This is a genomic window from Nocardiopsis metallicus (genome assembly GCF_014201115.1).
In the GTDB taxonomy this organism is placed as follows: domain Bacteria; phylum Actinomycetota; class Actinomycetes; order Streptosporangiales; family Streptosporangiaceae; genus Nocardiopsis; species Nocardiopsis metallicus.
This window is the reverse complement of the sequence record NZ_JACHDO010000001.1, coordinates 3,302,723-3,321,639: the sequence shown is the minus strand read 5'-3', so window position 1 is coordinate 3,321,639 and position 18,917 is coordinate 3,302,723. Positions and strand designations below refer to the sequence as shown.

16 protein-coding genes are annotated in these 18,917 nt (G+C 71.8%); 8 read left to right on the top strand and 8 right to left on the bottom strand.

All coding sequences use genetic code 11. The features are described 5' to 3' along the window. Positions 1–24 precede the first annotated feature (24 nt). The 6 genes from HNR07_RS14385 to map form a co-directional block, all read right to left on the bottom strand. Complete coding sequence (locus HNR07_RS14385) at positions 25–510, bottom strand: hypothetical protein (RefSeq protein ID WP_221318815.1); 486 nt, start codon at positions 508–510, stop codon at positions 25–27. Between the two features lie 51 nt (positions 511–561). Beyond that, on the bottom strand, positions 562–1,587 hold the full coding sequence (locus tag HNR07_RS14380; RefSeq protein ID WP_312893800.1) for a S66 peptidase family protein: 1,026 nt from the start codon (positions 1,585–1,587) through the stop codon (positions 562–564). Positions 1,588–1,620: 33 nt separating this feature from the next. After that, positions 1,621–3,012 (bottom strand): M20/M25/M40 family metallo-hydrolase, encoded by a 1,392-nt coding sequence (locus tag HNR07_RS14375; RefSeq protein ID WP_184365430.1) that lies wholly within the window; start codon positions 3,010–3,012, stop codon positions 1,621–1,623. A gap of 159 nt (positions 3,013–3,171) precedes the next feature. Then, a complete protein-coding gene (locus HNR07_RS14370) occupies positions 3,172–4,005 on the bottom strand; it encodes a M55 family metallopeptidase (protein WP_184365429.1) in 834 nt (277 codons plus the stop codon). A 350-nt stretch (positions 4,006–4,355) separates the two neighbouring features. Beyond that, positions 4,356–5,165, bottom strand: a complete 810-nt coding sequence (locus HNR07_RS14365) for a HEAT repeat domain-containing protein (RefSeq protein WP_184365428.1) — start codon at positions 5,163–5,165, stop codon at positions 4,356–4,358. A gap of 498 nt (positions 5,166–5,663) precedes the next feature. Beyond that, positions 5,664–6,515 (bottom strand): type I methionyl aminopeptidase, encoded by an 852-nt coding sequence (gene map, locus HNR07_RS14360; RefSeq protein WP_221318814.1) that lies wholly within the window; start codon positions 6,513–6,515, stop codon positions 5,664–5,666. Positions 6,516–6,644: 129 nt separating this feature from the next. Here map and HNR07_RS14355 point away from each other — a divergent pair, with 129 nt between their 5' ends. Both HNR07_RS14355 and npdG read left to right on the top strand, forming a co-directional pair. Next, positions 6,645–6,836: a hypothetical protein gene (locus HNR07_RS14355; protein ID WP_184365426.1), complete on the top strand. Its 192-nt coding sequence runs from the start codon at positions 6,645–6,647 to the stop codon at positions 6,834–6,836. Positions 6,837–6,962: 126 nt separating this feature from the next. Continuing rightward, positions 6,963–7,658 carry an NADPH-dependent F420 reductase gene (npdG, locus tag HNR07_RS14350; RefSeq protein WP_184365425.1) on the top strand — a complete coding sequence of 232 codons (696 nt, stop codon included), beginning with the start codon at positions 6,963–6,965 and terminating at the stop codon, positions 7,656–7,658. A gap of 105 nt (positions 7,659–7,763) precedes the next feature. Here the strand turns inward: npdG and HNR07_RS14345 are convergent, their stop codons facing one another. Further along, positions 7,764–8,804, bottom strand: a complete 1,041-nt coding sequence (locus tag HNR07_RS14345) for an LLM class F420-dependent oxidoreductase (protein ID WP_184365424.1) — start codon at positions 8,802–8,804, stop codon at positions 7,764–7,766. Positions 8,805–8,987: 183 nt separating this feature from the next. On the opposite strand from HNR07_RS14345, the gene HNR07_RS14340 reads away from it, so the two are divergent. Together HNR07_RS14340 and HNR07_RS14335 are read left to right on the top strand one after the other, a co-directional pair. Then, the gene (locus HNR07_RS14340; RefSeq protein ID WP_184365423.1) at positions 8,988–9,644 is read left to right on the top strand and encodes an ArsR/SmtB family transcription factor; all 657 of its coding nucleotides are present in this window, start codon (positions 8,988–8,990) and stop codon (positions 9,642–9,644) included. Next, on the top strand, positions 9,641–10,894 hold the full coding sequence (locus tag HNR07_RS14335) for an MFS transporter (protein WP_184365422.1): 1,254 nt from the start codon (positions 9,641–9,643) through the stop codon (positions 10,892–10,894). The genes HNR07_RS14340 and HNR07_RS14335 overlap by 4 nt, the downstream gene beginning before the upstream one ends. 126 nt (positions 10,895–11,020) lie before the next feature. On the opposite strand, the gene panB is transcribed toward HNR07_RS14335, so the two are convergent. Beyond that, complete coding sequence (gene panB, locus HNR07_RS14330) at positions 11,021–11,875, bottom strand: 3-methyl-2-oxobutanoate hydroxymethyltransferase (protein WP_184365421.1); 855 nt, start codon at positions 11,873–11,875, stop codon at positions 11,021–11,023. A 435-nt stretch (positions 11,876–12,310) separates the two neighbouring features. Between panB and HNR07_RS14325 the strand changes: the two genes are divergently transcribed. From HNR07_RS14325 to HNR07_RS14310, 4 genes are all read left to right on the top strand, one after another. After that, positions 12,311–14,005, top strand: a complete 1,695-nt coding sequence (locus HNR07_RS14325; protein WP_246420310.1) for an MFS transporter — start codon at positions 12,311–12,313, stop codon at positions 14,003–14,005. Between the two features lie 72 nt (positions 14,006–14,077). Further along, positions 14,078–14,524 carry an RrF2 family transcriptional regulator gene (locus tag HNR07_RS14320; RefSeq protein WP_184365420.1) on the top strand — a complete coding sequence of 149 codons (447 nt, stop codon included), beginning with the start codon at positions 14,078–14,080 and terminating at the stop codon, positions 14,522–14,524. A gap of 131 nt (positions 14,525–14,655) precedes the next feature. Further along, positions 14,656–15,852 carry a globin domain-containing protein gene (locus HNR07_RS14315; protein ID WP_184365419.1) on the top strand — a complete coding sequence of 399 codons (1,197 nt, stop codon included), beginning with the start codon at positions 14,656–14,658 and terminating at the stop codon, positions 15,850–15,852. An 86-nt stretch (positions 15,853–15,938) separates the two neighbouring features. Beyond that, complete coding sequence (locus HNR07_RS14310; RefSeq protein WP_184365418.1) at positions 15,939–18,896, top strand: helix-turn-helix transcriptional regulator; 2,958 nt, start codon at positions 15,939–15,941, stop codon at positions 18,894–18,896. The last annotated feature ends 21 nt before the right edge of the window (positions 18,897–18,917 follow it).

Genomic DNA, 18,917 nt, shown 5'->3' with positions numbered 1-18,917 from the left:
CGGGCCACCGCTCATTGACCGCATCTACTGTGTCCGAAACTCCTGAGCGATAGCCACCAGCTGATCGACCACCTCGGTGCGGGGCCCACGGGTGTCGATCTCATGGGTGGCCCCCGCACGCGCCAGCGGCTCGACCTCGGCCAGGTCCCGCCGGATCTTCTCCCGCTCGCCCGGACGCTTGCCGAAACCGTGCTCCGCGCGGGCCGCGACGCGCCCCAGAACGACCTCCTCCGGGGCGCTCAGCGGCACCACCGCGTCGAACCGGTCGTAGAACCGGCCCTGGTCGGGCACGGTGCCCGAGACGAACAGCGTCCGCTCGCTCTCCTCGGCGAGCAGAGCCGCGACCCGGTCCTCAGGCCAGAAGCGATCGTACTCCGTGCCCTCGAAGCGCGGCTCCCACCAGCCCGCCCCGTCCGCCTCCACCACCCGGTGGCCGAGCCCTCCCAGAGCGATCAGTGCCGAGCTCCTGCCGTTGCCCGACATCCCGGTCACCAGCACACGTGCGGCCATCACCACCCCCAGACCTGGGCGCTCGCTACCCCGGTGACCACTCCTCGGCGGTTACTCCAGGCCGGGGACCTGCAGCAGTAGACTGCCGTTCTCGCTGTCCAGCACCGCCGGGACGCCCAACGGGACGGTGAGCTGCGCGGCGCAGTGGCCGAACTCCAGCCCCCACAGCACCGGGACCCCCAGGGGCCCGAGACGGTCGCGCATCAGCTCGGCGATCACCCCGAGATCCGGCGGACAGTCGGTCCACGTGCCCAACGCGACCCCCGCCACACCGTCCATCCAATCGGTGCGCAGCAGATGGGTCAGCATCCGGTCGATCCGCGCCGCGTCCTCGTTGATGTCCTCCAGGACCAGGACGCCGCCCGCCGCCGAGAGCCGACTGTGCGGAGTGGCCAGGCCGTTGTTGAGCAGACTCAGGTTCCCGCCGAAGGTCACCCCCTCGGCCCGGCCCGACACCAGGGCGTGCGCGCCCGGGGAGGTGAGCACCAAGCGCTGTTCGGGGGCGAAGAGCGTCGTGTGCAGCTCCCGCTGGGCCGCCTCGTCACCCACGAAGTAGCGCGTCCCCACCACCGGCCCGTGCACGGTCGCCACGCCCAGCTCCACCGCGAACGCCTCGTGCAGCGCGGTGATGTCGCTGAACCCGATCAGCGCCTTGGGCTCGGCCAGCCGCATCTGGTCGAAGTCCAGCAGGTCCAGCATCCGGTGCGCCCCGTCCCCGCCGCGCGCGCAGAACACCGCGCGCACATCCGGGTCGCACCAGGCCTCCTGGAGGTCGGCGGCCCGGTCCCGGTCGGTCCCGGCCAGGTAGGGCAGCAGCGGGTGGCGGTCGCGCACGTGCGGGGCCAGCTCGACCTCCAGACCCCACCCCCGGAGTACCTCCACCGCGGTGTCCAGCTGCGCGGCCGGAACCGGGCTGCAGGGGGCGACCAGGCGCACCCGGTCGCCCTCCCGGAGCCGGGGCGGGCGGGTCAGCGCCCGCGCCGCCCGGGGGCTCGGGCCCTGAACCGGGCGGGGGCCCGTCACCGGCCCGGGGGCCCCGTCCCGATCGCCGCGCACCTCGGTCACCGACTCACCCACGTCTGTCCCCGTCCCTCTTCGTTGTCCGTTCCGTCAGGCGCGCAGGAAACTGTCCAGCACCCGCACCCCGAAGCGCAGCCCCTCCAGCGGCACCCGCTCGTCCACCCCGTGCAGCAGGCTCGGGTAGTCGACCCCCGCCGGCATACGCAGGGGGGAGAAGCCGTAACAGTCGATCCCCAGCCGCGCGAATACCTTCGCGTCCGTTCCGCCGCCCAGGCACACCGGGACCACCAGACCCTCGGGGTCGTGCGCCAAAACCGCGGCGCGCAGCGCCTCGAAGGCCGCGGAGTCCACCGGCGCGGCCACAGGCGGCGAACTGTGCGCGTACTCCCACTCCACACGGTCACCGGTCAGCGCGTCCATGGTTTCGACGAACTGCTCCTCGGCGCCGGGCAGTACCCGGCCGTCCACGCCCGCCGTGGCCTCGCTCGGGACCACGTTCACCTTGTACCCGGCCGAGAGCATGGTGGGCGCGGTGCTGTTGCGCACCGTCGCCGAGACCAGCGGCGCGGCGGTGCCGAACTTCGCCACCAGTGCGTCCACGGCCTCGTTGCTGTCCAGGTCCCCGGAGGTACGGCCGACCTCCAGCGCCTCGGCGATGGCGTCGATCGCGGCCCGGGTGACCGGGGTCAGGTGCAGCGGCCAGCGGTGCTGGTCGATCCGGGACACGGCGGCGGCGAGCGCGCCCACGGCGTTGTCCCGGGGCGGCCGGGAGCCGTGCCCGGCGGTGCCGTAGGAGCGCAGCGTCAACCACGCGCTGCCGCGCTCGGCGGACCCGATCGGGTACAGGCGCCGCACGTCACCCCCGACGCTCTCGGCGTGCACGGTGTGGCCGCCGCCCTCGCCGATCGCCACCGTGCAGCCCTCGAACAGGTCCGCGTGGCCGCGCACGAGGTAGTCGGCCCCGTAGGCCGCGCTGTCCTCCTCGTCGGCCACGAACGCCAGCACGATGTCCCTCCGCGGCCGCAGGCCCAGCTTCGACCAGTACCGGACCACGGCGGTGACCATGCCGATGGTGTTCTTCATGTCCACGGCGCCGCGGCCCCACAGCGAGGGAGCCCCGGTGACCGGGCAGTCGGCGATCTCGCCCGCGAAGGGCGGGAAGGTCCAGTCGTGGGCGTCGGCGGGTACCACGTCCAGGTGGCCGTGGACCAGGAGCGCGTCCGCGTCCGGATCGGTGCCGGGGACGCGCACGACCACGTTGGCGCGCCGGTCCGCCGACTCCAGGACCACCGGCGAAAGCCCGGCGGCCCCGAGTGCCTCGGCCGCGAACTCGGCGGCGGCGCGCTCGTCGCCCACGCCCGTGCCGTGGTTGGTGGAGTCCCGCCGGATCAGCTCGCGGGTGAGGCGGATGGCGTCCTCGCCGGCCTCGACGAGGGCGTCCTCTCGGACGCTGTCGGGCAGGGAGGTATTCGTGTGGCCCACGGGCTCGGCCTCGCTCTCAGCAGGGGTTCAGGGGTCTTGCTCAAGTCGGACACACGGATCCCCCGTGTGGTTCGATGCCGGCCCCGCCACAGTTCTACCGGTTTCGACGGGGGAGTGTCCCGGCGTTCGGCCAGAACCTCGGCCAGTCGACCGGAAGAGTCAACCGTAGTCATTCTCCATGGAACTGGAGATGAGGGTGCAGACCGCCTTGAACGCGCGGATCATCTCGTAGGCGTTCGGCGACGTGTACCGGACCCGCCGCGTACCCGTACGCGTCACCCCCGGCACCATCGCCGCGGCCTGCGCCAACTGCGCGGAGTCGACCTCGATCTCCATGGCCCTCTCCGCGGGCGGGGGCGGCTCCAGCCGTCCCGCCAACAGCATGGCCTTCTCCGCGGCCTCCCGAATGTCCGCCGCCGTCCGCGCGGGCGGTCGGCACCGGGCGGCGTACCGGCTCACGTGGTCCTTCACCGCGACCGTTCGCGCGAAGGGAGCGTAGGACCCGGCGTCCTCACAGGCCCGGTCGTCCCCGGTGACCAGGATCACCGGTGTCCCGTACTCGGCGACCACCGCCGCGTTCAGGTAGCCCTCACTCGCAGGTTGGCCGCCCAGCCACACCCCGGTGATCGCGTTCGGCAGATAGGTATGGGCGAGCACCCCGTCCTCCCCGGCCCCGCAGTGATACCCGAGAAAGACGATCCCGTCCACGTCCCCGGCCTGGACGCCCTCCACCATGGAGAGCTCCTTGTGCCGCCCGGTGATCATCGTGGCCCGCTCGTCCAGCTCCTCCAGAAGGAGGTTGCGCATCGTCGAGTGCGCCTCGTTGACCAGTACCTCGGTGGCACCGCCCTCGAAAAGCCCGCCGATCGCGGCGTTGACGTCACTGGTGAACATGCCCCGGCACCGCCGCCACTGCTCGGTCCCGGGCTCGCAGTCAGCGGGCCAGGTAACGCCGGTGGCGCCTTCCATGTCCGCGGAGATGAGGATCTTCATCCACAAGACCCTAGCCCCGCAAGCCTCCGCTCATCCAGAGCCCCCGCGGCCAGAGCCGATCCTCCACAGTCGTCCGCGGTCCGGAGCGGAACGCCTGGCCGCGTCGCGGCCGCTCACCCGCCCCGGCGAACACCAACAGCAGCCCGCGAGACCCCTGAGAACGGTTGGGGCCCCTGGTCCAAAGATGGTCTCGCCACCAGAAGCGAAACCAGCGCTTGGGGTCAAGTGGTTGTTGCGATGAGGGTCTGGTTGAGGATCCCGGCCGGGGTGGCCCTCACCCGCCAGAGGGCTCTTCGCCTTCGGGAGTCCTCCTCCTCACCCTCAGGACCCCCAAGGGCTGCTGGAAGGGCTCAGCCGCTGGAGTTCGTCGAGCGGGTTTCGATGGCCAGGGTTGCGGCTTCGCGGACCTTGGGGTCGGGGTCCTCGGCCAGGTGGGCTAGGAGGGTGTCCACGCCCGGGGTGCCCCAGGGGGTGATCGCCTCGGCCAGGGTCGCGCGTACCAGGGGTTCGGGGTGGCCGGACAGGGCGGTCACCCGGTCCAGGGGGCCGCGGCGGCGGTGGCCGAGCCAGGACAGGGCCTCGCGCAGGGCGATGGTGTCGCCCCTGTGGGAGGCCTCGGCGATGCGCTCCAGCAGGACCCGGGGCGGCGGCGGGCCGTCCGATGGGTGTGGGTTCCGCTCCAGCAGGCGCCTGGAGCCGTAACCGCCGGGTTCGACACAGCCCCGGCAGGCGCACGGGGCGGTGCCGTGGGCGTCGGGGAAGTAGCGCCAACCGGTGATCTGGTGGACCTCGCGGATGCGGTGCACCTCGCTCCTGGTCACCTCGCGGGGTACGAACACCTCCCAGCCGCGCGGGTCCTCCAACCCGGCGACCACGCGCACGGCCTCGGCGGCGGCCACCTGCTCAGGGCCCTCGCTGTCGCCGTAGTGGCCGACGGTGACCGGTTCGTCGTCGGGCAGCCTCAAGTACACCCCGACGAGCCCGCGGGGCCCGTGGTGACGGGCCAGCTCGCGCAGCCACTGGTGGGTCACCGTGTAGGAGGGAAGGACGGGGAAGCAGAACACCCCGTGGACGCCCTCGTTTCCCATGGTGGTGCGTACACCGGACCTTCGGACGCGAGAGATGTTGGCGCGGGGGGTCAGGTGGACGAACATCGCCATGGCTTGGTTCCTGTGTGTTGATCGTTCGTGACGGTGGGTCGGTAGTACAGGGATCAGTCAATCCGGAAGCGAGGCCTCGGTGCAGGGGGTTTTCCCAACCTGCTCCGAACCCGCTTCGTGGTGACCGCACGGGTGAGGGCCCCGGCGCCTACCGGCGGCCGAGGCCCTGGTGTTCTGGTCCTTCAAGCGGTCAACCGGCTCACCCCGGACACTAAGGCGGTCCACTCGGGATCGCCGAAGGAGAAATACCCTGGTTCGCGCTCGTTCGAACACCGGTGCTCGCATCGGCCGCGGGTTCCCGACCGCCTCCCTGAATCCACCCGGCACCGACCCGCACCAGCCCGGCGGACCACAGCGGATATCCCCGGAGGCTTCGGCGAACTCGCTCGGAGAGTCCGACGGTTCAGCCGCGCAGGTGTGCTCAGCGGTGGATCTGGACCCCGGACAGGCGAAGGACCCCGGGCCTGGCGGCGTCCGGGGTCCTTGCGGGGCGGGTGCCTACGGCAGGGTGAGGATCTCCGCGCCGGAGTCGGTGATCACCAGGGTGTGCTCGAACTGGGCCGTCCACTTGCGGTCGGCGGTGACGGCGGTCCAGCCGTCGTCCCACATGTCGTACTCCACGCCGCCCAGAGTGATCATGGGCTCGATCGTGAAGGTCATGCCCGGCTCCATCACGGTGGTGGCGCGCGGGTCGTCGTAGTGCGGGACGACCAGACCGGAGTGGAACTCCGGACCCACGCCGTGGCCGGTGAAGTCGCGGACGACCCCGTAGCCGAAGCGCTTGGCGTACGACTCGATGACGCGGCCGATCACGTTGATCTGGCGCCCCGGGCGGCAGGCCTTGATGGCGCGCATGGTGGCCTCGCGGGTGCGCTCGACGAGGAGGCGGTTCTCCTCGGAGACCTCGCCCGAAAGGAACGTGGCGTTGGTGTCGCCGTGCACGCCGTCCTTGTAGGCGGTGATGTCGATGTTGACGATGTCGCCGTCGCGCACCACCGTGTCGTCGGGGATGCCGTGGCAGATGACCTCGTTGAGCGAGGAGCACAGCGACTTCGGGTAGCCCTTGTACCCCAGGGTGCTCGGGTAGGCGCCGTGGTCGAGCAGGAACTCGTGGCCGATCCGGTCCAGCTCGTCCGTGGTCACCCCGGGCTGGATGTTCTTGCCGACCTCCTCGAGCGCCTGGGCGGCGATGCGCCCCGCCACCCGGATCCTCTCGATGGTCTCCGGGGTCTGGACGTCCCCCAGGACACCCTCCACCGGGTGCTTCTGCCCCACGTACTCCGGCCGGATGATGTGCGAGGGGACCGAACGTTGTGGCGAGATGCGCCCAGGAACCAGCGGAGTAGTCATGGACACTGATTGTAGTTCGTGGGCACACCCTCCGGGCCGGGCGAGGGCTCCGGCCGGACGGGTGTGAGCAGCGCCCCAGCTGCGGGTAGGTCCCCACGTATCCGCCAAGCGACGAGAGGTGGTTCGGCAGTGAACGACGTACAGGACGACGGCTGGTGGTACTGCCTGCGGCACAACCAGGTCGAACACGGCGCGGGCTGTCCGAACAGCCAGCGGATGGGCCCCTACGAGGACGAGGCCACGGCGGCCCGTGCCCTGGGCATCGCCGCCGAACGCAACGAGGCCTGGGAAGAACAGGACGAGGACGAGGGTGACAGATAGCGAACAAGGGTGACAGCCGACGGGGTGGCACCTGACGGTGTCCTCAGGGATTCCCGGGCCGGGCGGAACGTTCTCCGACCGGCCCTGTGCGTTCCCCGCCCCACCCCGTTCTGACAGGATCGCCCCATGAGTGAACAGAACGCGTCGCAGGGCACGGACATCTCCGAGCTGACCATCGCCGTCCTAGGCGGTACGGGTGACCAGGGGCGCGGGCTCGCCCGCCGGTTCGCCCTGGCCGGACACACCGTCTACATCGGTTCCCGCAACGCCGAGCGCGCCGCCAAGGCCGCGGGCGAACTCGTGGAGGCCGAGTCCGCCACCCTCCAGGTGCACGGGTTGGCCAACGCCGACGCCGCCGCGCGGGGGGACATCGTCATCGTCGCCGTCCCGTGGGACGGCCACCGCGAGCTGCTGGTCTCGCTGGCCGACCGCCTCGCCGGCAAGATCGTGGTGGACTGCGTCAACCCGCTGGGCTTCGACAAGAAGGGCCCCTTCGCCCTGGACGTCGCCGAGGGCAGCGCGGCCCAGCAGGCCGCCGAGGTCCTGCCGGGCAGCCGGGTCACCGCAGCCTTCCACCACGTCTCCGCCGTGATCCTGCTGGACCCCGAGGTCGACCAGGTCGACCTGGACGTGCTGGTGCTGGGAGAGGACCGCGACGCCACCGACGTCGTACGCGCCCTGGCCGAGCAGATCCCCGGGGTCCGGGGCGTCTTCGGCGGGCGGCTGCGCAACGCCCACCAGGTCGAGGCGTTCACCGCCAACCTCATCGCGGTCAACCGCCGCTACAAGACCCACGCGGGCATCCGGATCACCGGCCTCTAGACCGGTCTCCGGGCCCGCGGTACCCCCCCCGAACACGCGCGAACGGCGCCGCTTCCCGTCCTCTCGGGAGGCGGCGCCGTCGGCGTGCCAGGCAGCCGGGTCAGCCTAGGAGGCCCACTCCTTGACCTTCTCGATGAGCTTGGCCGGGTTCTCGCCCACCGGTGTGACGTTGAGCTGCGTGACCCCGGCGGCACGGAAGGCCTCCACCCGCTCGCGCACGTACGACTCGGGGCCGACCAGGTTGGTCAGCTCCACGAACTCGTCCGGGACCGCCGCCGCGGCCTCTTCCTTCTTCCCGGCCAGGTAGAGGTCCTGGATCTTCTCCGCGGCCTCCTCGTACCCGTAGCGCTGGGCCACCGTGTTGTAGAAGTTCTTGCCCTTGGCGCCCATGCCGCCCACGTACAGGGCGATCATCGGGCGGGTGAAGTCGGCGAGCTTCTTGGTGTCCTCGCCTTCCCCGACGGCCAGTAGCCCGCCCGCGGAGATCTCCAGAGCACCCAGCTCGGGGTCGCGCTTGGCCTTGCCCTTGGCCAGGAAGGAGCCCCACACGCTCTCGGCCTTCTCCGGGATGAACAGGTGCGGCAGCCAGCCGTCGGCGATCTCGGCGGTCATCTCGACGTTCTTCTCGCCCAGGGAGGCCACGAAGATCGGGATCGCCGGGCGCACCGGGTGGTTGATGATCTTGAGCGGCTTGCCCAGGCCGGTGCCCCGCTCGGCGGGGAGCGGTAGCTGGAACACCTTGCCGTCGTGGGTCAGGTGCTCCTCGCGGGCCCAGACCTTGCGGCAGATCTCGATGGTCTCGCGGGTGCGGCCGAGCGGTTTGGTGTAGGGGATGCCGTGGAAGCCCTCGATGACCTGCGGGCCGCTGGCACCCAGGCCGAGAATGGCGCGCCCGTCGGAGAGGTAGTCCAGCCCGGCGGCGGTCATCGCGATCAGGGCGGGGGTGCGGCTGTACATCGGCAGGATGGCCGAGCCGATCGTCACCCGCTCGGTGCGTGCGGCGAGGTAGCCCATCAGGGTGGGGCTGTCGTAGCCGTAGGCCTCGGCCACCCACACGGTGTCCAGCCCGGCCTTCTCCAGCTCGACGACCTGTTCGACGGCGTCCTTGGGCTCGCCCGCGTACTGGAGCGGCATCGAGATGCGCATGTGCTGTCCTCCCGGTGGGCCGGACCCCGGCCCGCGTAGGTGCTCGGTGTGCCGTCACTGTACTACCGAGTCATATTCGGTTAGTTGTCTGGCTCACCCCTGCCCGGAGTCTGTCGCACCGTGCCCAGGATTTGTTGGCCAATAAGTCTTGGCCAAGACTCCTTGGGCATCTATGGTCGAGGTATGAGCACACCCTTCGAAGACCGCCCGGCCGAAGACCGCCCGGCCGTCCCTGACCCCTTCGAGAGCGCCGCCGTGCTGGACGCCCGGTCCCTGCGCGGCCTGGCCCACCCCCTGCGCATGCGCGTGTACCAGCTGCTCCAGAAGGCACCGGCCACCGGCAAGGCCGTCGCCGAGAAGCTGGGCGTCTCCTCGGCCTCGGCCAGCTACCACCTGCGTCAGCTGGAGGCCTACGGGTTCATCCGGGAGGACCCGGACCTGGGTACCAGCCGGGAGCGCTGGTGGCGGGCGGACGCCGACGGCTTCCGCCTGCCCGAGCACCTGGACACCGAGGCCCCCGAACTCACCACCGCGCTGCGCCACGCCATCGCCGCGGGCTGGTCCGAACGCCTGGGCGCGGCGGTCAACCAGTGGTCGGCCCAGCCCGAGGGCTGGCGCGAGGCCCAGTTCATGTCCGACCGCACGCTCTCCCTGACCCTGGAGCAGGCGCAGAGCCTGCGCGCGGAGCTCGTCGAGGTACTCAACCGGCACACCGCCGAGGGAAACGCGGGTACCCCGGGCGAGCGCACGGTGCACGTCCAGCTGGCCGCCTTCCCCCAGCCCGGCCCCGACCCGGCCCCGGACCTCGCTGCCGACCCCGGCCCCGAGGACTCCCCATGAGACCGGTCATCGGCCTGGTCACCTCCGAGGCCTTCGCCTACACGGGCACCCGGCTGGCCATGATCGCCATCCCCTGGTTCGTCCTGGAGACCACCGGCAGCCCCGCCCTGATGGGGCTGGTCACCCTCTTCGAACTGGGCTCCTACACCCTGGCCCGGCTGTTCGTCGGCCCGGTCCTGGACCGGGTGGGCCAGCGCGCCGTGAGCGTCCGGGTGGACCTGCTGGCCGCCGTCGCGCTCCTCGCCGTGCCACTGCTGTTCTCCGCCGGGTTGCTCCCGTTCCCGGTACTACTCGTCCTGGTCACCGTGATCGGCCTGGCCACCGGCCCTTCGGAAGCGGCCAAGGTGTCGCTCTCCCCGTTCGTGGCCGCCGCGGCCAACGTGCGCCTGGAACGGGTCACCGGCCTGACCGGTACCGTCGACCGCCTCTCCATGACGGTGGGCCCGATCGCGGCCGGCGCGGTGGTCGCCGCCCTGGGCGCGCTCACCGCGCTCTACGTGAACGCCGCGCTCATGGTGCTCTCCGCCCTGGTGATGATGTTCCTGCTGCGCCGCGACACCGAAACGGCGGGCCGGGCCGAGGCCGACCCGGAGGCCGAGGACGGCTACCTGGCCCGCCTGCACGCGGGTTGGCGGGCGGTCTGGGGCGACCTGCCGCTGCGGATGCTGGTCGCGATGATCCTGGTGACCAACGTCGTGGACGTCGCCGTGATGAGCCTGGCCCTACCGATCTGGGCGCACGAGGGCGGCTGGGGTCCCCAGGCCGTGGGACTGGTCGCGGGCGCGCTCGGCGGCGCCTCCGTGGCGGGTTCACTGCTCGCGGTGTGGATCGGCCACCGGCTGCCCCGCCGGGCCGCCTTCTTCGCCGCCATGGTGGTCGCCGGTCCGCCGCGCATCCTCGTGCTGGCCCTGGACGTCCCGCTGTGGGTGGTTCTGGCGGTCTGGGCGGTGTCCGGGCTCGGCGGCGGACTGATCAACCCGATCCTGTCCGCGGTGATCTTCGAGCGCCTGCCCAGACACGTGGTCGGCCGGGGGACGTCCATGGTGGGGGCGCTGGCCCGGCTGGGCGCACCGGTCGCGGCCCCGGGCATCGGCGTGGCGATCGGTCTGCTCGGGGTCGCCCCGGTCCTGGCGGCCGGAGCGGCCGTGTACCTGGCGGCGGTGACCCTGCCCGCCTTCGGCCGCGCCGCCAAGGGGCTGGAGCGACCCCCGGCGGAACCGGAGGCCGCTTCGCGGAACGCAGAGACCTGAGGAACCCGACGTCCGCTTCGGCCTCGGAATCGGTCCGCGCGCCCGGGGCGTGAGAAAACCGCCGGTCGGAGCACAGCGGCCCCGACCGGCGGCGTGGTCAGCCGCTCAGCTGGGAAACAGCGGAAATCAGCTGGCGTAGGTGTGCTCCGCGGCCGGGAAGCTGCCGTTGACGACCTCGTCCGCGTAGTCGGAGGCGGCCTCGCGCAGGGTCTCGGCCAGGTTGGCGTAGGTCTTGACGAACTTCGCCACCCGCGGGCTCAGCCCGGCCATGTCCTGCCACACCAGCACCTGGGCGTCGGTGGAGGGGCCGGCGCCGATCCCGATGGTCGGCACGGACAGCTGTTCGGTGACCTCGGCGGCCAGGTCGGCCGGGACCGCCTCCAGCACCACCGCGAACGCACCCGCGCGCTCCAGCTCCTTGGCGTCCTTGAGTAGACCGGCGGCGGCCTCGCCCCGGCCCTGCACACGGTAGCCGCCCAGGGTGTTCACCGACTGCGGGGTCAGGCCGACGTGGCCCATGACCGGGATGCCCGCCGAGGTCAGCAGCTCGACCTGGGGTGCGACAGCGTGGCCGCCCTCCAGCTTCACGGCTTGGGCGTTGCCTTCCTTCATGAACCGGGAGGCCGCCTCCAGCGCCTGCTGGGGAGAGCCCTGGTAGGAGCCGAAGGGAAGGTCGGCCACGACCAGCGCCCGCTTGGTGGAGCGGGCGACGGCCGCGGTCAGCGGGACGAGCTCGTCCACCGTCACCGGGACGGTGGAGTCGTATCCGTAGACCACGTTGGCGGCGGAGTCGCCCACGAGGAGGACGGGGATGCCCGCCTCGTCGAAGATCCGCGAGGTCAGGGCGTCGTAGGCGGTCAGCATCGGCCAGCGCTCGCCGCGCTGCTTGGCCAGGGCCAGGTCACGGATGGTGACGCGTCGGCTGGTGACCCCGCCGTAAAGGGCGTTCCCGGCGGAAGGGGTCTTGGCAGTGGTGCTCATGATGGGTTCTTCCTCCGTCGTCTCGAAGCACCCGCGTGGGGTGTCCCCGGACCTGTGGACGAAAACAGTTGTCATGCGTGCTCGCGCACGCGGGTTCCCCGGCAGGGGAGGGGTTCCCCGAAAGGAACGGTATGCCGGTGCGGCTTGTTCCCCGATACCGTTTCCGGACCGCCCGGACGCGCCGGTGTGGAGGAACAGGTGTGCGGGGCCCGCACAGGAGCATCATCGCACGGAGCGGTACCGCCGCGCTCCCCGGGGCGGCCGCCTTTTTCACATTCCCGAACACCGAACGCAACAACTGCGGGAAAGCGTGTCCGGGCGGGCTTGAAGGCGGAGCGGTGGGATTAAGGGTGAATATTTGTGAGCCTTTCCCACTCCCGGGCGCGCGCTCGGCTCCTCCGGCGGAAACGGCCCGGCCGGGGGCGGATGGCTAGCATGACAGCGGCACCGGCCCGCGCCAGGGGCGGGAGCCGTGGACCGAGGGGTGGGCCCGTGGATCAGCAAACGGCGTATCGGCGCAGGTGGGGCGGGCTGGCGGTGCTCATCATCTGTCTGCTGGTGATCGTGGCCGACAACACCATCCTCAACGTCGCGCTGCGCACCCTCTCCGATCCGGTCGACGGGGTGGGCGCCAGCCAGTCGCAGCTGGCCTGGGCGATCAACTCCTACACCCTGGTCTTCGCCGGTCTGCTGTTCCCCTTCGGGGTGCTCGGCGACCGCTGGGGCAGGCGGCGGCTGCTCGTGGCCGGGTTGGCGGTGTTCGGTACGGCCTCGGCGCTGTCGGCCTACTCCCAGAACCCCGAACAGCTCATCGCGGCCCGCGCCGTGATGGGGCTGGGCGCCTCCATGGTGATGCCGCAGACCCTTTCGGTGATCACCAACGTCTTCCCGGCGCAGGAGCGCGGCCGGGCGATCGGGTTGTGGGCGGGTGCGGTAGGCCTGGCCATGGCGATCGGCCCGTCGGCGGGCGGCCTGCTCCTGGAGAACTTCTGGTGGGGTTCGATCTTCCTGGTGAACGTGCCCTTCGTGATCGTCGGGCTGGCGCTGATGTACCTGCTCATCCCCGAGTCCAGGGATGAGGCCCCCGGGCGACCGGACGTGATCGGTGTGCTGTTGTCCGTCCCGGGCCTGGTGCTGCTCGTCTACGGCATCATCACGGCGGGGGAGCGGGCCTCGCTGGCCGACTGGGACGTGTTCGGTTCGCTGTTGCTGGGCGCGGCGGTACTCGCGCTGTTCCTGCTCCACGAGTCGCGCACCCCCGAACCCTCGCTGGACGTGCGGTTCTTCCGCAACCCCCGGTTCAGCGTGTCCATCGCCACGATCATGGTGCTGTTCTTCAGTATGGCCGGGATCATCTTCTTCCTGAGCTTCTACTGGCAGAGCGTGCGCGAATTCTCGCCGTTCACCGCGGGCCTGCTGGTGCTCCCGGCCGCGCTGGGCCAGATGATCTTCGCTCCGCTGAGCCCCGCCCTGGTGCGCTGGGTCGGTCCGCGCACGCTCGCCGCGGTGGGGGTCGTGATCGTGTGCTGCAGTTTCGTCTTCTACACCCAGATCGAGGCGGACACCCCGCTGGCGCTGATCATCGGGTTCTTCTTCCTCCAGGCCTCGGCGATGGCGGTGGTGCTCACCCCGGCCACGGACGCGATCATGTCCTCGGTTCCGCCGGGCAAGGCGGGGGCCGCGTCGGCGGTGCAGAACACGGTGCGCCAGGTCGCCACCGCCATGGGGGTGGCGGTTCTGGGCGCGGTGATCTCCTTCAACTACCGGGCCCGGATCGCGCCGGTGCTGGACGCGGCGGCCGAGAGGTCCGACGGGGTGGGCCCGGACGAGCTGCATACGGCCGGCGAGTCGATCGAGGGCACCATGGCGCTGGCCCGCAGCATGGGCGTGCAGGGCGAGGCACTGGTCGCCCCGGCAAAGGAGGCCTTCCTGGCGGGGCTGCACCTGGCGGCGCTGGTCTCGCTGTGCTTCGGGCTGATCGGGCTGGTGGTGGTGCTGGTGTGGATGCCCCGGGACGCCGTCGGCCACCAGCGTGACGCTCCCTCCGGCGACCCCGAGGGGGCGGAAGGCACGGCGGGAACAGAGGAGGGACGCCCCCACGGCTCCGCTGAGGAACACCCCAGGAGTTAGGGTCGGGAGGACGAAAGCCCCCGAGGCCCGGAGGGCGAACGTCCCATCTCCCGGGCGACCTAGCATGGGCGCATGCGCCTGACCGCCTTCACCGACGTCTCCCTTCGTCTGGTCATGCGGCTCGCGGTGGCCGGGGAGGGCGAGCTGCTCACCACCCGTACCGCGGCCGCGATGCTCGCCGTGCCCTACACCCACATGGCCAAGGCCGTGGCGCGCCTGGCCGAGATGGGGCTGGTGGAGACGCGGCGCGGGCGCGGCGGCGGGCTGCTGCTGACCGAGGCCGGACGGCGGTCCTCGGTGGGCGCGATCGTCCGTGAACTGGAGGGGGCGGGCGATCTGGCCGGGTGCGAGGACGACCCGCCCTGCCCGCTGCGCGCCGCCTGCCGTCTGCGCGGCGCCCTGGCCCAGGCCCGTGAGGCCTTCTACGCCTCCCTGGACGAGGTGACCGTGGAGTCCCTGGTCTCCCCGTCTGTGCGCCAGGTGCTCAGGGTGCTCCGTGAGGACGGCTCCCCGGCCTGAACTGGGCTGGCCTGAACTGGGGTTTCGCTGGTTCACCCACCCCGCTGCGGGGGTTGCGCGCGTCGGTTTTAATATGCATTTCAGATGCCAATTATCTGATTCGGGGCCCCGGCCCCGCCAAAGGAGGACGCGTGCTCTCCACCGAGTCCGCAGCCACGGTCCGCGCCACCATCCCCGCCGTCGCCGGGGCCCTGGACACGATCACCACCCGGTTCTACGAGACCATGCTGGGCGAGCGCCCCGAGCTCCTGGACGGCCTGTTCAACCGCGGCAACCAGGCCAGCGGCCAGCAGCGCAAGGCCCTGGCCGGTTCGGTGGCCTCCTTCGCCACCAGCCTCCTCGACCACCCGGACGAGCGCCCCGACGCCCTGCTCTCGCGCATCGCGCACAAGCACGTCTCCCTCGGCGTCACCGAGGACCAGTACGTCATCGTGCACAAGTACCTGTTCGCCGCGATCGCCGAGACCCTCGGCGAGGCCGCCACCCCCGACGTCGTCGCCGCCTGGGACGAGGTCTACTGGCTCATGGCCGGGAGCCTCATCGCCTTGGAGGCACGCCTCTACCAGGAGGCCGGAACCACCGGCCGCGACGTGTGGCGCCCCTGGCGGGTGGCCGACCGCGTCGAGCAGACCGCCGACACCGTCTCCCTCACCCTGGAACCCGAGGGCGGGGAGCCCGTGCCCGGCTTCCGGCCCGGCCAGTACGTGAGCGTGCGCGTCCAACTGCCCGACGGCCTCCACCAGGCCCGCCAGTACTCGGTCTCCGGCTGGGACGGAAGCCGCCGCCGCATCACGGTCAAGCGCCTGCGCGCGGGCGAGCACCCGGCCGGGGAGGTCTCCACCCTCCTGCACGACTCCGCCGCCCCCGGCGACACCCTGATGGTCTCCGCCCCGGCGGGCGACGTCACCCTGCCGGGCGGCGACCACCCCCTCGTGCTGGCCTCCGCCGGGATCGGCTGCGCTCCGATGGTCGCCATGCTCAAGCACCTGGCCGAACAGGGCAGCACCCGCCCGGTCCTGGTCCTGCACGCGGACCGGTCACCGCAGGCGCACGCCCACCGCGAGGAGATCGCGGCCCTGGTCGGGGCGCTGCCCGGCGCCACCGCCCACACCTGGTACGAGAGCGGAGCGCAGGCCTCCCCGGGGTCGCGTCCGGGAACGATGGACCTGGCCGGGGTCGAGGTGCCCGAAGGCGCCGAGGTGTACCTGTGCGGCCCGCTCCCGTTCATGCGCGACGTCCGATCCCGGTTCCTGAGCGCGGGTGTGCCCGCCCGTTCAGTGCGCTACGAGGTCTTCGGCCCCGACCTCTGGCTCGGTGCCGAGGACTGACTGATCGCCCGGCTGGCCGCTTCCGGACGTGCGGACGGCCCTGAAGCCCGGTGGGGCGGCCGGTCCGAACAGACATACTGGGCAGCATGCAGGTCCACGAAACCTCCGCTGTCTTCGTCGGTCGCCACACCCAGCTGTCCCTCCTCGCCGCGGACGCGCGCCGGACCGGTCCGGAGGGAGCCCGGGCCGTCCTGGTCTGCGGCGGGGCGGGGGTCGGAAAGTCCCGTCTGCTCGACGAGCACCTGCGGCGGGGCTCCGACACCCCCTCCGCCGTGGGCGGCTGTCTGGAGCTGGGCACGGAGGGTATCCCCTTCGCGCCCTTCACCGCCCTGCTGCGCGAACTCGTGCGCTCCGGCGGACCCGCCACGGACCCCACCGGTGACCTGGGCCGACTCCTCCCCGAGCTCGGCGGTGCCCTCGGCACCGCCGACCAGGGGCGGGCCCGGCTCTTCGAGTCCGTCCTCACCTACCTGGAGGAACGGGCTCGGCCCGACGGCCTCACCCTGGTCATCGAGGACCTGCACTGGGCCGACGCCTCCACCCGGGACCTGCTCGTCTTCCTGCTGCGCAACCTCGGCCCCGCCCCCATCCACCTGCTGGTCAGCGTCCGTACCGACGACCTGCACCGCGCCCACCCGCTGCGCCGTCTGCTCCCCGAGATCGAACGCCTGCCCCGGGTCCGGCGCCTGGACCTGGAACCGCTCTCCCGGGACGAGGTCGGCGCCCAGGCCACGGCCCTGCGCGGCGGTGAGCTCGACCCCGCCGACCTGGACCTTCTCTACGAGCGCAGCGGCGGGAACCCGCTCTTCGTGGAGTCGTTCCTGGCCGTGGAGCACGACCCCGCCGGAGCGCCCCTACCGGACGGTCCCCGTGACCTCCTCCTCGCATCCGTCGAACCCCTCCCCGAACGCACCCGTCGTGTCCTCGGCCTGGTCGCCACCGCGGGGACCCGGGTCCGGCACACCCTCCTGGCCGACGTCGCCCGCCGCGCCGGGATCACCGAGGACGCCCTGGACTCCGCACTGCGCCCGGCCATCGACGCGCAGATCCTGCGCACCACCGATGAGGGCTACGTGTTCCGGCACGCCCTGCTCGCCGAAGCCGTCCAGTCCGAACTCATGCCGGGCGAACGCGTACGCGCCCACCGCCGGTACGCCGAGGCTCTCCAGAAGGGCGTGGACCGCATACCCGAGGGGGAGCGGGCCATCCAGCTCGCCCACCACGCCCACTCCGCGCACGACCAGCCCCTGGCCCTGGCCGCCGCCTGGCAGGCCGCCGAACACGCCGCCGCCGTGGACGCCTCCCCCGAGCACCTGGCCCTGATCGAACGGGTCCTGGAACTGTGGGACCAGGTGCCAGACGCCGCCGAACGGGTCGGTCTGCCCCGCGACCAGGTCCTGGTCCGCGCCAGCGAGGTCTGCCTGGTGGCCGACTCACCGCGCCGCGCGGTCAGCTACGCCACCGACGGCCTGGACGAACTCGGCGTCACCGGGGTCCACGACCCCACTGCCGACCCACCGGTCCACGCCGAACGCATCTCCCGGCTGCGCCACGCCCGCGCACGGGCGCTCAAGGAGATGGGCCGTGACGGTGCTCTGGAGGACCTGGCGGACGCCTCCATCCTGCTCCCCCACGACCACCCCGACTCCCCGGCGATCGGGGCGACCCTGGCCGCCACCTTCATGATGCGCGGCCACCACGACCAGGCGGCTACCGTCGCCCGACGCGTCCTCAACAGCTCCCGTGAGCTCGGTGACCGGCGCAGCGAGGCCGACGCCCTCATCACCCTGGCCAGCCTCACGGACCCCGCCGAGACCGAGGAGGGGCTGGAGCTGTTCGGTGAGGGCATCACCCTGGCCCGGGAGACCGGCAACGTCCCGACTGAGATCCGCGGGATGAGCAACCTCAGCGGCTTCCTCAAGAACCTGAACCGCCTGGAGGAGAGCGCCCAGGTGTCCCTGGAAGGGCTGCGCCGCTGCCGTGAACTCGGCCTGACCCGCACTCAGAGCGGGGCCTTCGCCTACGGTCTGGCGGTCACCCGGTTCAGTCAGGGCCGGTTCACCGAGAGCGAGGAACTGCTGTCCGGTATCCGCGACGGCGGGGTGACCTCGGCGCGGGCGCTGACCCTGCGCATGCACCTGGACCTGTACCGGTGGCGGCCGGACGCGGTACGCGCCGCCGTGGAGGAGTTCCGCCGTGTGCTGCCCGAGCGGGTCAGCTCCCCGGTGGAGCACCTGCCGGTCCACATGGTCCTCCAGCAACTAGCCCTGTACGAGGGGCGCCGGATCGACGCCGGACGGATGGTCCGGGACCTGCTGGCCAAGGCGGTCGCCAACGGCGCCCTGGCCACGATGGCGCACGGCCTGTACCGCTCCGTTCTGGCCTGGCACACCTCGATCGCCGCCCTGCTCGCGGAGGAATCGGGGGAGGAGGCCCGGGAACTGGTGGAGCAGATCCGCCAGCTCCTGGCCGAACTGCCCGCTACCTCTGGTCATCCGGACGCCACCCCGGCCCGACTGGCCGCCGAAGCCTGGCTGGCCCCGGACGCCCGGGACGCTCTGGCCTTGTTCGAGGCGGCCCTGGCCGAGGTGGGGCCCGCTGGCCACGTCATCCTTCAGGCTGAGTACGGTCTGGCCGCGGCGCACGCCGCCCTGCGGGCCGGGGACCGGGACAGGGCGGTCAAGCATGTGGACGGGCTCCACCGGCTGGCGGTCCGGCACGGCATGGCGCTGTTCGAGCGCCAGACACGGGTCCTGCGCGCCCGCCACGGGCTGCCCGATCCGGGGGAGAGGGCCGCCCTCCCCGCGGGAGACAGCCCGGCCGCGCCCGCCCAGGCTTCCGCGGCCCTGTCGGCGGGGCTGACCCGCCGCGAGCTGGAGGTGCTGGGCGAGGTCGCCAAGGGGCTGAGCAACCGGGAGATCGGCCAGGCCCTGTTCATCTCCGCCAAGACGGTGAGCGTGCACGTCACCAACCTCATGGGCAAGCTCGGGGTGAACAACCGCACCGCGGCCGTGGCCAAGGGTCGCGAGCTCGGCGTGATCTGAGCCGTGGGCGTACCGGCCTGG